The 13,802-nt window shown below is 65.0% G+C and carries 10 protein-coding genes and 2 rRNA genes; all 12 read right to left on the minus strand.

Annotated features, from left to right (window positions below; genetic code table 11):
* Positions 1–7: 7 nt before the first annotated feature.
* A complete protein-coding gene (locus OG223_RS10375) occupies positions 8–1,489 on the minus strand; it encodes a DNA polymerase IV (RefSeq protein ID WP_329245611.1) in 1,482 nt (493 codons plus the stop codon).
* A 57-nt stretch (positions 1,490–1,546) separates the two neighbouring features.
* Entirely contained in the window at positions 1,547–2,191 is a 645-nt protein-coding gene (locus OG223_RS10380) for a MerR family transcriptional regulator (protein WP_327405541.1), read from the minus strand.
* Positions 2,192–2,415: 224 nt separating this feature from the next.
* A complete protein-coding gene (locus OG223_RS10385) occupies positions 2,416–2,889 on the minus strand; it encodes a bifunctional nuclease family protein (protein ID WP_006123076.1) in 474 nt (157 codons plus the stop codon).
* An 85-nt stretch (positions 2,890–2,974) separates the two neighbouring features.
* Positions 2,975–3,712 (minus strand): transcriptional regulator FtsR, encoded by a 738-nt coding sequence (ftsR, locus tag OG223_RS10390; RefSeq protein WP_329245614.1) that lies wholly within the window; start codon positions 3,710–3,712, stop codon positions 2,975–2,977.
* A 43-nt stretch (positions 3,713–3,755) separates the two neighbouring features.
* Entirely contained in the window at positions 3,756–4,637 is an 882-nt protein-coding gene (locus OG223_RS10395) for an FHA domain-containing protein (protein WP_329245616.1), read from the minus strand.
* A gap of 61 nt (positions 4,638–4,698) precedes the next feature.
* On the minus strand, positions 4,699–5,535 hold the full coding sequence (locus tag OG223_RS10400) for a DUF881 domain-containing protein (protein ID WP_329245618.1): 837 nt from the start codon (positions 5,533–5,535) through the stop codon (positions 4,699–4,701).
* A 5-nt stretch (positions 5,536–5,540) separates the two neighbouring features.
* Positions 5,541–5,873: a small basic family protein gene (locus tag OG223_RS10405; RefSeq protein WP_200690046.1), complete on the minus strand. Its 333-nt coding sequence runs from the start codon at positions 5,871–5,873 to the stop codon at positions 5,541–5,543.
* Positions 5,870–6,706 (minus strand): DUF881 domain-containing protein, encoded by an 837-nt coding sequence (locus OG223_RS10410; protein ID WP_329245621.1) that lies wholly within the window; start codon positions 6,704–6,706, stop codon positions 5,870–5,872. Before OG223_RS10410 ends, OG223_RS10405 begins: the two co-directional genes overlap by 4 nt.
* Positions 6,707–6,873: 167 nt before the next feature.
* The gene (locus OG223_RS10415) at positions 6,874–9,369 is read right to left on the minus strand and encodes a mannose-1-phosphate guanyltransferase (RefSeq protein ID WP_200690044.1); all 2,496 of its coding nucleotides are present in this window, start codon (positions 9,367–9,369) and stop codon (positions 6,874–6,876) included.
* A gap of 114 nt (positions 9,370–9,483) precedes the next feature.
* On the minus strand, positions 9,484–10,092 hold the full coding sequence (locus OG223_RS10420; protein WP_033287014.1) for a CDP-alcohol phosphatidyltransferase family protein: 609 nt from the start codon (positions 10,090–10,092) through the stop codon (positions 9,484–9,486).
* A gap of 110 nt (positions 10,093–10,202) precedes the next feature.
* Positions 10,203–10,319 (minus strand): 5S ribosomal RNA (gene rrf / locus OG223_RS10425).
* A 92-nt stretch (positions 10,320–10,411) separates the two neighbouring features.
* Positions 10,412–13,534, minus strand: a 23S ribosomal RNA gene (locus OG223_RS10430).
* Between the last annotated feature and the right edge of the window lie 268 nt (positions 13,535–13,802).

The following is a 13,802-nucleotide window of genomic DNA, read 5'->3' on the forward strand; positions in this document are numbered from 1 at the left end:
CCAAGCCTCAACTCTCCAGAGCCCCCGGCACCACAGCAGGCGGAACCTCAGAACCCAGCCCACCCGACCGATCCGCGCCCCTCGTCTCACCACCGACACCGGCACCGTCATCAGCGCCGCAGGCTCCCTCCGCCGGCGGCAGCGCCCCATCAGACCCCCGCCCCACCAACGGCAACGGCTCCGCCGACTCCAACTCCGGATCATCGGTCCGGAACGTCCGCACCCGCCCCGGCCCCGAATCCTCAGGCGTCTCGAACCGCACCGTGACCCGCCCCAGCCCACTCCCCTGCACCCACCCGTGCCCGAACCCGGCGTGGTGCACATCGTGCCCCGCGGCCCAGCGCCGCTCCACAGGCGCCGCCCGCTCCTCGCTCTCCTCCTCCGGGTGCTCCTCCTCAAGAAGCTCCGCCCGCTCCCCCGCGGCCTGTGCGAACAGGTCCTCCTGCGTGTAGTCGGCGAGCCCGGAGACACCCACCCCGAGCAGCCGTACCCCGCCCGTGGTGTCCACGGAGTCCAGCAACCGGGCCGCGGCCTCCCGCACCACCCCCGGATCGTCGGTGGGCCCACGCAGCGTCTCGGACCGGGTCAGCGTCGAGAAGTCGTACCGCCGCACCTTCAGCACGATGGTCCGCCCCGACAGACCGGCCCCGCGCAGCCGCCGCACACACCGGTCCGCGAGCCGCTGCACCTCCAGGCCCACCCGGGTCCGGTCATGGATGTCCACGTCGTACGTGTCCTCGACCGACACCGACTTGGTCTCCCGCTCGGCCACCACGGGCCGCACGTCGTGCGCCAGCGCCATCGCGTACAGCGCGTGCCCGTGCGCCTTGCCCACCAGCCGTACGAGCTCGTCCTCGCCCGCCTCGGCGATCTCGTCGACCGTGGTGATCCCGGCCCGCCGCAGATGATCACCCGTCGCCGGCCCGACCCCCGGCAGCGTGCGCACCGACAGCGGCCCGAGCAGCGCCCGCTCGGTCCCCGGCTCGATCAGCACGAGCCCGTCCGGCTTGGCCCGCTCGGAGGCGATCTTCGCGATCATCTTGGAGGCGGCGAGGCCCACCGACCCCGTGAGCCCCGTGACCGCCCGTATGTCCGCCCGCAGCCGCTCCCCGGTCACCTGAGCCGACTCGGCGTCCCAGGCCGTTCCCCCGGCCTCCAGGTCCACGAACGCCTCGTCCAGGCTCAGCGGCTCCACCAGCGGCGACAACGCGCGCAGCAGCCCCATCACCTGCTCGCTGATCGACCGGTAGAACCCGAACCGCGGCACGAGATACGCGGCGTTCGGCGCGAGCCGGCGCGCCTGGGCCATCGGCATCGCCGAGTTCACCCCGAAGACCCGTGCCTCGTACGACGCGGTGGCGACCACCCCGCGCGGTCCGAGCCCGCCCACGACGACGGCCTTCCCGCGCAGGCTCGGCTTGGACGCCTGCTCCGCCGAGGCGAAGAAGGCATCCATGTCGAGATGCAGGATCGTGGGCGCGGTTCTCACATCTCCGATGCTGCCCTACGCCACTGACAATGCCCCGCTACGGCTCCCGCGGGGCCCTCAGACGGCCCGGTTGCGCCGCCTGGCCAGCTCGTCCGCGGGGTTGGACCCGACAAGCGTCTCGCCGGTGTCGACGCGCTCCCCGTGCAACTGCGACAGGGCGCTCTCGACATCCCGCCACACGACCCCCACGGCGATCCCGAAGACGCCCTGGCCGCCCTGGAGCAGCGCATGGACCTCGTCCGGCGACGTGCACTCGTAGACCGTGGCGCCGTCGCTCATCAGCGTCATGCGCTCCAGGTCACGGAAGCCGCACTCTCTCAGGTGCAGAACGGCGCTGCGGATGTTCTGCAGCGACACACCCGTGTCGAGGAACCGCTTGACGATCTTGAGGACGACAACGTCCCGGAAGCTGTAGAGCCGCTGTGTCCCCGACCCGTGCGCGGGCCGCACGCTGGGCTCGACGAGCCCGGTGCGCGCCCAGTAGTCCAGTTGCCGATAGGTGATGCCGGCCGCCGCACAGGCCGTAGGGCCCCGGTAGCCGATCTCCTCGGACGCCATGGACGTCGCCCCTCCGCTGCTCGGCACTGCCGCCGGCCGCTGCGGAATGCGATCGGCCGTACTGCCGTGAAGCGGGTACGGACCTCTGTCCCCGAAACTGCGTTCCGGGGCACCCCCAGCCGTACCGTCGCCGCTGCTTCTCACGCCGACCTCCGTCCTTGACCTGCCTTCTCGACGGTAGGCAGTCACCAGGGGTGCGTCAACGATCGCCACACTCGGCACGCCGAGTGATAATCACCCAAGGAGTGGTTTCCCGTGTCCCACCGCGGGGAAAGGCTAGCCGAATGCGCTCGCGGAGAGCCGCAGGACGCTCTCACACGCCGGTGGCAAATGCCAGCATTTCCTCGCCGGCCGTCGGCCTCCCGGGCTCACTGGCTGTTGGTGCCGAAGTCCTCGGGCGAGATCTGGTCGAGGAACTCGCGGAACTTCTCCACCTCGTCCTCCTGCTCGTCCGGGATCGCGATGCCCGCGTCGTCGAGCACACCGTCACTGCCGTAGATCGGCGTCCCGGTGCGCAGCGCCAGCGCTATGGCGTCGGAAGGACGGGCGCTCACCTCGACGCCGCTGGCGAAGACCAGCTCCGCATAGAAGACGCCCTCCCGCAGATCCGTGATGCGCACTTCGGTCAGCTCCTGGCCGACGGCCTCCAGCACGTCCTTGAACAGGTCGTGGGTCAGCGGTCGTGCGGGGGCCATGCCCTGCTGCGCGAAGGCGATCGCCGTCGCCTCCCCGGGCCCGATCCAGATGGGGAGGTAGCGGTCGCCTCCCACTTCACGCAGGAGCACGATCGGTTGGTTGGAGGGCATTTCGACCCGGACACCTACGACATCGAGCTCGTTCACACAGCAACCCTAGGCCGTGCCCGGGACGTTTGGGTAGTCGGGCCGAGAACGGGTGACCGATCAGGCAGCCGCGAGCCCGCCCGGCTCAGGGCAGGCGCACACCGAGCGCGGTCTGCACCAGGGCCGCGTGCAGCTTCACCGTGAGCCCCGCCAGTTCCTTCGTACGGGCCTCCGCGTGGGCCCTGGTCTGCGGATTGCGGTGGCGCTTGAGCGGGGCCACCACCTGGTCGACGAGCCCGGCCTCACGGTCGGCGGCCGCCTTCATCGCGCGCAGGTGCCGCGGTTCGATCCCGAACCGACCCAACTCGAGGACAAGTCCGGCCACGGTGACGGCTTCCGCGTCGTAGACCCCGTCCGGCAGCGGGGCGATGAGTCCGTACGACTCCCACTCGTCGAGCTCCGCCTCACCGATCCCGGCGGCGGCCAGCAGCTCGGTCCGCCCGATCCGGGCCGCCGTGGGCCCCTCCACGGGCTCCAGGACGACCTCGCCGTCCCGCTGACGCCCCACCGTGGGCAGTGGCGCGGCCTCCCCGCGCTCCATGGCGTCGAGATGCTCGCGGATGACCTTGAGCGGCAGATAGTGGTCCCGCTGCATCCTCAGGACATGGCCGAGGCGCTCGACGTCGGCGGCGCTGAACTTGCGGTACCCGGAAGGGGTCCGCTGCGGCTCGATGAGGCCCTCCGACTCCAGGAAACGGATCTTGGAGATGGTGACTTCGGGGAACTCGTCGCGCAGCACGTTCAGCACCGTGCCGATGCTCATCAGCCCAGTGTCCGCGGCGGCGGTACCGTGCCCGGCACCGCCGCTCGGTGTTTGAAGCATGGACCTTCCTGGGGAATCCCCCCGGACCCAGTCCGAGGAAGGGTCAGTAACCCCGCTGGCTCGCGTAGAACACCAGCCGGTACTTGCCGATCTGCACCTCGTCACCGTTCGCCAGCGAGACCGAGTCGATGCGCTCGCGGTTGACGTACGTACCGTTCAGACTGCCGACATCGGCGACCGTGAACGAACCGTCAGCAGAGCGCCGGAACTCCACATGCCGGCGCGAGACCGTCACGTCGTCCAGGAAGATGTCGCTCTGCGGATGACGGCCGGCCGTGGTCAGCTCGCCGTCCAGCAGGAAGCGGCTGCCCGAGTTCGGACCGCGACGCACCACCAGCAGCGCCGAGCCCAACGGCAGCGCGTCGACGGCGGCCTGCGCCTCCGGGGAGAGCGTCGGCATCTGCGTCTGGCCGGTCACTTCGGCGTCGTAGGCCTCAAGACCGGAGATGGAGATCGTGGAGGTCGTCTCGGACGGACGCTCCGGGGTCGCGCCGGGGCGCAGCGGCGCACCGCAGTTGGAACAGAAGCGGCTGTTCTCCGCGTTGCGGTTACCGCACCTCGTACACACCAGGGCCGACATAGGGGAAAACCCTCCACCCGTACTTGAGGTTGACGGTTGCCCGAAACCTATGTCGCCGGACTGCGCAGGGTCAACCGACGGCGCACCCTGGCCGGCGACCTGGTCGCGGAACAGCGGGCGCTGGCCTTCTGCGTCCGGTTGTGCGCGATGGCGAGCGGTCTGGTTGTCGCTGCTCTCTTTCGCACTCTTGCCGAACAACTTCGCAAACAACTTCACGGGCGATTCCCCTTGACCGAAACAGACCCGCCCGTGGGGCAGGACGAACCCTGATTGAACACACCGGTTGACCCGGACATCCTCACAACGTCCGTATCCACCTGACAGTTTCCACCACGCACCACCCAATCGGTGCGTCGACCCCCCGCAACCTCATGCCCTCGGACAACGGCCCCCATGCACCTGCGGTTCACCGGGAAGACGACCGAGCGTAGTCAGGCTGCTTCGCGGCCCGCAAGGCATCCACGACGATCTTGCCCGACCGCTCGACGGTAACGGTGGCCTGCTCCTTCTCGAGAGTCTGCACCACGCCTCCAGGGATGTTGAGCGCCGGTTCGAGATCCTGCGGCTTGCCGATGACCTTGAAACGGTACGGGGCGTTGATCTTGTTCCCGTCGACACTCACGCTCTTGCCGGAGTCCGTCAGATACGTGTTGGCCACGACCCGCACCTCGTTCACCTGGATCGCCTCCGCGCCCGCCGCGCGCAGCTCCTGAACCGCGTCGAGCAGCATGTCCGCCTCGACCGTTCCCTTCGTGTCGTCGATGGTCATCGTGATGCCGGGTCCCTGCGCGGCCACGGTGCCCGCCAGAATGCCGAGTTGCTTCTCCTTCTCGGCCGTCTGCTTGCGGGCCTCCTCGGCCTGGTCGGAGCTGTTCTCCAGCTCGTCGCGCTGCTTCTGCAGACCCTGCTTCTCGTCCTCAAGACGCTGAGTACGGTCGTCCAGTTCATCGAGAATGCGGACAAGATCTTCCTGTCGTGCCCCACGCAGCGCGCTGTCACTGTTGCTGTTCGAGGCGACCTGGACGGCCAGCCCGAAACCGAGGCCGAACAGCAGCACGGCGACGATGAGTTGGGCCCGGCTCACGCGCGGCGGCCACAGCCCCTGCACCAGCCGCTGCCGACCGGTCACGGTGGACGCGGCCCGCTCCTCCGGAACCGGCGCCTCCGAAGAAGCAGACGCCGGTACTTCCTCGGGCAGTTCCCTGCGCAGCCTGTGTTCGGGCCGCTCGTCTTCGTTGCTCATCGACCTCACGCCTGGAAGACGTGCCGGCGAATGGCCGCGGCGTTGGAGAAGATACGGATACCGAGGACGACCACAACACCCGTGGACAACTGGGCACCGACGCCCAACTTGTCGCCCAGGAACACGATCAGCGCGGCCACGACCACGTTCGACAGGAACGACACCACGAAGACCTTGTCGTCGAAGATGCCGTCGAGCATGGCCCGCAGACCACCGAAGACGGCGTCGAGCGCCGCGACGACGGCGATCGGCAGATACGGCTCGACGACCACCGGCACCTCAGGCCGGACCAGGATTCCGGCCACCACTCCCACGATGAGGCCCAGTACGGCGATCACGATGTGCCCTTCTCAGTTCTCGGCTGTGCTGTACGTACGATCACACTCGGCGCGGCGGCCAGCCGGAGATCGCTCTCCACGGCGATGGTCGCCCTGATGCCGTAGTTGTCTTCCAGGGCGTGCAGATAGAGCCCGTCGGCACCGTTCTGGAACCTGGTGCTCAGCCGTTGGCCGTCCCCCACCGCGAGCACCGTATAAGGCGGCACGAGTGGCCTGTTGTCGACCAGTATCGCGTCACCGGCGGCCCTGATCGCGGACAGCGCCGTCAGCCGCTGTCCGTTGACGGAGATGGCCTCGGCCCCTGCCGCCCACAGTCCGTTGACGACGCGCTGCATGTCGCGGTCGCGCACCCGACCGGTGTCGGAGAAGTCCGCGGTCTCCCGCGGGTCGTCGCCCCCGCCGGTGCTGGCTTCCTTCGCGTCGTCGACGACGAGTTTCACACCGGGGCCGTGCACCGCGGTGGCACCGGACAGCATGCTCACCAGGTCCGCCTGGCCACTGCCGCCACTCGTCTTGAGCGCCGCCCGCTGCCGCGCGCTCACGTCGTCACGGAGCTTGTCGACGGTGCCTTCCAGCTTGTCCGCCGACGAGGTCTCCTTGTCGATACGGTCGATCAGCTCCTGGCGCTCCTTGGCCACCACGGGGGCGGCCACGCGTGCCTGTGCCGCTCCCAGGGTCACGACGAGGGCGGCCAGCACCAGGCCGGCGGCGAGACCGAGCTTCGCCCGGAGGGTCTTCGGCATGCCGCTCGCGCCCGCGGCCTTCTTCCGGGCGGCGGCCTCGGCGTATCCGTCGTCGAGGCTGTGGTCCATGACATTGGTGAGCAGCGACATGGATGCGTCCGGGCGCGCAGGGCGCGTGGGTGTGCTCCGAACGGGGGGCTGCTGCGGCATGCCGCACATCGTCGCACGTGGTGGCCTGTACCTCCGAATGGCCCCACCGACGTGCCGGACAGGCCCCCTTGGGGAGGCATGTCCGGCACGCGTGCGTGCTCCGTGTTTTACCGTCCGGCGCTGTCCACGACCGCCGACCACTCATCCAACAGGGCCTGCGCGGAAGCGTCGTCGGGCCCTTCGGCCCACAGATGCGTGACCGCCTCGGCGGGGTCGGGCAGCACCATCACCCAACGCCCGTCGGTCTCCACAACCCGTACACCGTCCGTGGTGTCGACAAAGCGATCGCCGGCCGCTTCCACGACCCGGCGCATCACAAGTCCCTTGACGGCCCAGGGAGTCGCGAGGTCCCGCTTGAGGACGTGCGCCCGCGGAATCCGCGCGTCGATCTGGCTCAGCGTCAACTGTGTCCGCGCCACCAGCCCGATCAGCCGTACGAAGGCCGCGGCACCGTCGAAGACACTGCTGAACTCCGGAATGATGAACCCGGCCTTGCCGTCCCCGCCGAAGATGGTCGTCTCGTCACGCCCGACCCTGGTCAGGTCGTCCGGCGAGGTCGTCGTCCACTCGACCTGCGTGCCGTGATAGGCCGCCACCTGCTCCGCGATCCGCGTGGTGGTCACCGGCAGCGCCACCCGCCCGCTGCGCCGCTCGGCGGCCACCAGGTCGAGCATCACGAGCAGAGCGCGGTCGTCCTCGACGATCCGCCCCTTCTCGTCGACGAGCGAAAGCCGCTCACCGACAGGGTCGAACCGCACTCCGAACGCGGCCCGCGCGGAGGCCACGATCTCACCGAGCCGCACCAGCCCCGACCGCCGTGTGTCCGCGGTCTCCGTCGGCCTGGACTCGTCGAGCCCCGGATTGATCGTCAGCGAGTCCACACCCAGCTTGCCGAGCAGACTGGGCAGCACGAGCCCGGCGCTGCCGTTCGACGCGTCCACCACGACCTTCAGGCCGGAGTCGGCGATCCCGGTCGTGTCGACATTCCGCAGCAACGACCCGGTGTACGAGTCGAAGACGCTGGCCGGGAAGTGCAGGTCCCCGATCTCACCGGGGAACGCACGCCGGTACTCCTGGCGCGCGAACACCCGGTCCAGCTTGCGCTGACTCCCCTGCGAGAGGTCGGCTCCCTGGCTGTCGAAGAACATGATGTCGACGGAGTCCGGCACACCAGGTGTGGTCCGGATCATGATCCCGCCGGCACTGCCCCGCGCGGTCTGCTGCCGCGCCACGGGCAGCGGTACGTTTTCCAGGTCCCGTACGTCGATGGCACTCGTCTGCAAGGCGGAGATCACCGCCCGCTTGAGCGCACGGGCACCTCGGGAGTGGTCGCGGGCCGTGGTGACCGTCGACCCCTTCTTGAGGGTCGTGGCGTAGGCGCCGGCGAGACGGACGACGAGCTCCGGCGTGATCTCCACGTTCAGGATCCCGGACACACCGCGCGCGCCGAAGAGGTGCGCCTGGCCTCTGTTCTCCCAGATCACCGACGTGTTGACGAAGGCACCGGCTTCGATCGTCTTGAACGGGTAGACCCGCACATTGCCCTGCACGATCGATTCTTCACCGATCAGGCACTCGTCACCGATGACCGCGCCGTCCTCGATCCGGGCCGCACGCATGATGTCGGTGTTCTTCCCGACGACACAGCCACGCAGATTGCTGTGCTGCCCGACATACACGTTGTCGTGCACGACGGCCCTGTGCAGAAAAGCTCCGGTCTTCACGACGACGTTGGAACCGATGACGGTGTGCTCACGGATTTCGGCACCCGCCTCGACCTTGGCGTAGTCACCGATGTACAGCGGCCCCCGCAGAACCGCGTCGGGGTGCACCTCTGCGCCCTCGGCCACCCAGACACCCGGCGACAGCTCGAAGCCGTCGATCTCGACGTCGACCTTGCCCTCCAGGACATCGGCCTGCGCCTTCACGTAGCTCTCGTGGGTCCCGACATCTTCCCAGTAGCCCTCGGCGATAAAGCCGTAGACCGGCTTGCCTTCCTTCATCAACTGCGGGAAGACATCACCGGACCAGTCGACGGGAACGTCGGCCTCGACATAGTCGAAGACCTCGGGCTCCATCACATAGATGCCCGTGTTCACCGTGTCCGAGAAGACCTGACCCCAAGTCGGCTTCTCGAGGAAACGCTCGACCTTTCCCTCTTCGTCGACGATGGTGATGCCGAATTCCAGCGGATTGGGCACCCGGGTCAGACAGACAGTGACCAGAGCGCCTTTTTCCTTGTGGAAATTGATCAGTTCGGTGAGGTCGAAGTCGGTCAGGGCATCACCGGAAATGACGACGAAGGCATCGTCCTTCAACGCCTCTTCGGCGTTCTTGACGCTTCCGGCGGTACCGAGTGGCTTCTCCTCATTGGCATACGAGAGCTCCATCCCGAGCTCTTCGCCGTCACCGAAGTAGTTCTTGACCAACGAGGCCAGGAACTGCACGGTGACTACGGTCTCATTGAGCCCATGCCTTTTGAGCAACCTGAGCACATGCTCCATGATCGGTCGATTGACCACGGGCAACAGTGGCTTGGGCATGCTTGAGGTCATGGGGCGAAGGCGTGTGCCTTCGCCTCCGGCCATCACTACGGCCTTCATGTCGGAAGCGTCCTCCTCTGCGAGACGACGGTCTAGCCGACTTCACCAGTTCAGATTGTCCCGCACTTTTGCGCAACGGGCCATCGAGCGACTGTTACCGCCCAATCGGCAAGGTCAGTCGGCCATGGCGTCCGCACGCAGTAGGCGGCGGACTTGTACCACGTAGAGGACTCCTGCCCACCAGTAGAGCGTTGTACCCCATCCTGCGAACGCCCATCCAAAAATGGCTGCGAGTGAGGGGAGCCATCCACTTCCGTCACTGAGCAGCAGCAACGGGAACGCGTACATCAGGTTGAACGTAGCCGCCTTGCCCAGGAAGTTCACCTGCAGCGGCGGATAGCCGTGCCGTCTGAGGATGCCCACCACCACGAGCAGGACCAGCTCCCGCGCGAGCAGTACGGCGGTCAACCAGATTGGCAGAATCTCGCGCCAGGTGAGTCCGACGAGAGTCGAGAGAATGTAGAGCCGGTCCGCGGCGGGATCAAGAAGCCGGCCGAGACTGCTGATCTGGTTCCAGCGCCGCGCGAGCTTGCCGTCCAGGTAGTCGCTGATCCCGCTCAGCATCAGCACCAGAAGCGCCCAGCCGTCGCTCTTGGGCCCACCGAACTCGGGCCTGAGGATCAACCACAGGAAGATGGGTACGCCGACCAGGCGCGCCATGCTGAGGATGTTCGGGATGGTGAGCACCCGCTCTGTCTGAACGCGGGTCTCCTGGACCTCCACCCGGGGGCCTCCTGTGGGAAAACGTGCCGACGATGCCCCCTGACCTTACCCCAACGCAAAAAAGCTCTGGCTCTTGGGCGGCATGCCCAAGAGCCAGAGCTCTAAAAGGAGTTCGGCGGCGTCCTACTCTCCCACAGGGTCCCCCCTGCAGTACCATCGGCGCTGTAAGGCTTAGCTTCCGGGTTCGGAATGTAACCGGGCGTTTCCCTCACGCTATGACCACCGAAACACTATGAAACACATCAACCGCACCACTGCCGTGACCATGGCAATGGGGTTGTTCGTGGTTTCAGAACCAACACAGTGGACGCGAGCAACTGAGGACAAGCCCTCGGCCTATTAGTACCGGTCACCTCCAGCGGTTACCCGCCTTCCAGATCCGGCCTATCAACCCAGTCGTCTACTGGGAGCCTTAACCCCTCAAGGGGGTGGGAACACTCATCTCGAAGCAGGCTTCCCGCTTAGATGCTTTCAGCGGTTATCCCTCCCGAACGTAGCCAACCAGCCATGCCCTTGGCAGAACAACTGGCACACCAGAGGTTCGTCCGTCCCGGTCCTCTCGTACTAGGGACAGCCCTTCTCAATGTTCCTGCGCGCGCAGCGGATAGGGACCGAACTGTCTCACGACGTTCTAAACCCAGCTCGCGTACCGCTTTAATGGGCGAACAGCCCAACCCTTGGGACCGACTCCAGCCCCAGGATGCGACGAGCCGACATCGAGGTGCCAAACCATCCCGTCGATATGGACTCTTGGGGAAGATCAGCCTGTTATCCCCGGGGTACCTTTTATCCGTTGAGCGACGGCGCTTCCACAAGCCACCGCCGGATCACTAGTCCCGACTTTCGTCCCTGCTCGACCCGTCGGTCTCACAGTCAAGCTCCCTTGTGCACTTACACTCAACACCTGATTGCCAACCAGGCTGAGGGAACCTTTGGGCGCCTCCGTTACTCTTTAGGAGGCAACCGCCCCAGTTAAACTACCCATCAGACACTGTCCCTGATCCGGATCACGGACCCAGGTTAGACATCCAGCACGACCAGACTGGTATTTCAACGACGACTCCCCCCGAACTGGCGTCCGAGGTTCAAAGTCTCCCAGCTATCCTACACAAGCCGAACCGAACACCAATATCAAACTGTAGTAAAGGTCCCGGGGTCTTTCCGTCCTGCTGCGCGAAACGAGCATCTTTACTCGTAGTGCAATTTCACCGGGCCTATGGTTGAGACAGTCGAGAAGTCGTTACGCCATTCGTGCAGGTCGGAACTTACCCGACAAGGAATTTCGCTACCTTAGGATGGTTATAGTTACCACCGCCGTTTACTGGCGCTTAAGTTCTCAGCTTCGCCCAACCGAAGTTGGACTAACCGGTCCCCTTAACGTTCCAGCACCGGGCAGGCGTCAGTCCGTATACATCGCCTTACGGCTTCGCACGGACCTGTGTTTTTAGTAAACAGTCGCTTCTCGCTGGTCTCTGCGGCCACCCCCAGCTCATGAAGTAAATTCAATCACCGGTGATGGCCCCCCTTCTCCCGAAGTTACGGGGGCATTTTGCCGAGTTCCTTAACCATAGTTCACCCGAACGCCTCGGTATTCTCTACCTGACCACCTGAGTCGGTTTAGGGTACGGGCCGCCATGAAACTCGCTAGAGGCTTTTCTCGACAGCATAGGATCATCCACTTCACCACAATCGGCTCGGCATCAGGTCTCAGACTTAATGAATGGCGGATTTGCCTACCACTCGCCCTACACCCTTACCCCGGGACAACCACCGCCCGGGATGGACTACCTTCCTGCGTCACCCCATCACTCACCTACTGCAGGTCTGGTCCGTCGGCTCCACCACTTTCCATTCCCCGAAGGGTCCGGAACGGCTTCACGGACTTAGCATCGCCTGGTTCAATGTTTGACGCTTCACAGCGGGTACCGGAATATCAACCGGTTATCCATCGACTACGCCTGTCGGCCTCGCCTTAGGTCCCGACTTACCCTGGGCAGATCAGCTTGACCCAGGAACCCTTAGTCAATCGGCGCACACGTTTCTCACGTGTGTATCGCTACTCATGCCTGCATTCTCACTCGTGAACCGTCCACCACTAGCTTCCGCTGCGGCTTCACCCGGCACACGACGCTCCCCTACCCATCCATACAGGCGTTGGCCCTATTGTATGAATGGCACGACTTCGGCGGTACGCTTGAGCCCCGCTACATTGTCGGCGCGGAATCACTAGACCAGTGAGCTATTACGCACTCTTTCAAGGGTGGCTGCTTCTAAGCCAACCTCCTGGTTGTCTCTGCGACTCCACATCCTTTCCCACTTAGCGTACGCTTAGGGGCCTTAGTCGATGCTCTGGGCTGTTTCCCTCTCGACCATGGAGCTTATCCCCCACAGTCTCACTGCCGTGCTCTCACTTACCGGCATTCGGAGTTTGGCTAAGGTCAGTAACCCGGTAGGGCCCATCGCCTATCCAGTGCTCTACCTCCGGCAAGAAACACACGACGCTGCACCTAAATGCATTTCGGGGAGAACCAGCTATCACGGAGTTTGATTGGCCTTTCACCCCTAACCACAGGTCATCCCCCAGGTTTTCAACCCTGGTGGGTTCGGTCCTCCACGAAGTCTTACCTCCGCTTCAACCTGCCCATGGCTAGATCACTCCGCTTCGGGTCTTGAGCGCGCTACTAAACCGCCCTATTCGGACTCGCTTTCGCTACGGCTTCCCCACACGGGTTAACCTCGCAACACACCGCAAACTCGCAGGCTCATTCTTCAAAAGGCACGCAGTCACGACGCACCAAGTAAACTTGATGCGCGACGCTCCCACGGCTTGTAGGCACACGGTTTCAGGTACTATTTCACTCCGCTCCCGCGGTACTTTTCACCATTCCCTCACGGTACTATCCGCTATCGGTCACCAGGGAATATTTAGGCTTAACGGGTGGTCCCGCCAGATTCACACGGGATTTCTCGGGCCCCGTGCTACTTGGGTGTCTCTCAAACGAGCCGTTAATGTTTCAGCTACGGGGGTCTTACCCTCTACGCCGGACCTTTCGCATGTCCTTCGCCTACATCAACGGTTTCTGACTCGCCTCACAGCCGGCAGACTGTGAAAGAGAGATCCCACAACCCCGTATACGCAACCCCTGCCGGGTCTCACACGCATACGGTTTGGCCTCATCCGGTTTCGCTCGCCACTACTCCCGGAATCACGGTTGTTTTCTCTTCCTGCGGGTACTGAGATGTTTCACTTCCCCGCGTTCCCTCCACACTGCCTATGTGTTCAGCAGCGGGTGACAGCCCATGACGACTGCCGGGTTTCCCCATTCGGAAACCCCCGGATCAAAGCCTGGTTGACGACTCCCCGGGGACTATCGTGGCCTCCCACGTCCTTCATCGGTTCCTGGTGCCAAGGCATCCACCGTGCGCCCTTAAAAACTTGGCCACAGATGCTCGCGTCCACTGTGCAGTTCTCAAACAACGACCAACCACCCATCACCCCGCCCTACCGGGCAAGTTCACTGGGGTCGGCACTGAAGGCGGCTTCACAGCCGTACCCTCAGACACCCAACAGCGTGCCCGGCACCATCGCCACTCGTGATCAGCTTTCCACGCCCCGAAGAGCAGTACTCGCAGCCATGAGATGACCGACAGTGCCGAATAATCAACGTTCCACCCTTGAGCAACCAGCATCAGACGTTCGCTGATGAACT

It is taken from the genome of Streptomyces sp. NBC_01478, from assembly GCF_036227225.1.
Taxonomy (GTDB): domain Bacteria; phylum Actinomycetota; class Actinomycetes; order Streptomycetales; family Streptomycetaceae; genus Streptomyces.

Bases quoted from the DNA above. Each gene is read 5' to 3' on its own strand.
- OG223_RS10415 (WP_200690044.1), bottom strand. From the start codon at position 9,369: ATGAAGGCCGTAGTGATGGCCGGAGGCGAAGGCACACGCCTTCGCCCC.
- OG223_RS10410 (WP_329245621.1), bottom strand. From the start codon at position 6,706: ATGTCGCTGCTCACCAATGTCATGGACCACAGCCTCGACGACGGATAC.
- OG223_RS10400 (WP_329245618.1), bottom strand. From the start codon at position 5,535: ATGAGCAACGAAGACGAGCGGCCCGAACACAGGCTGCGCAGGGAACTG.
- ftsR (WP_329245614.1), bottom strand. From the start codon at position 3,712: ATGCTTCAAACACCGAGCGGCGGTGCCGGGCACGGTACCGCCGCCGCG.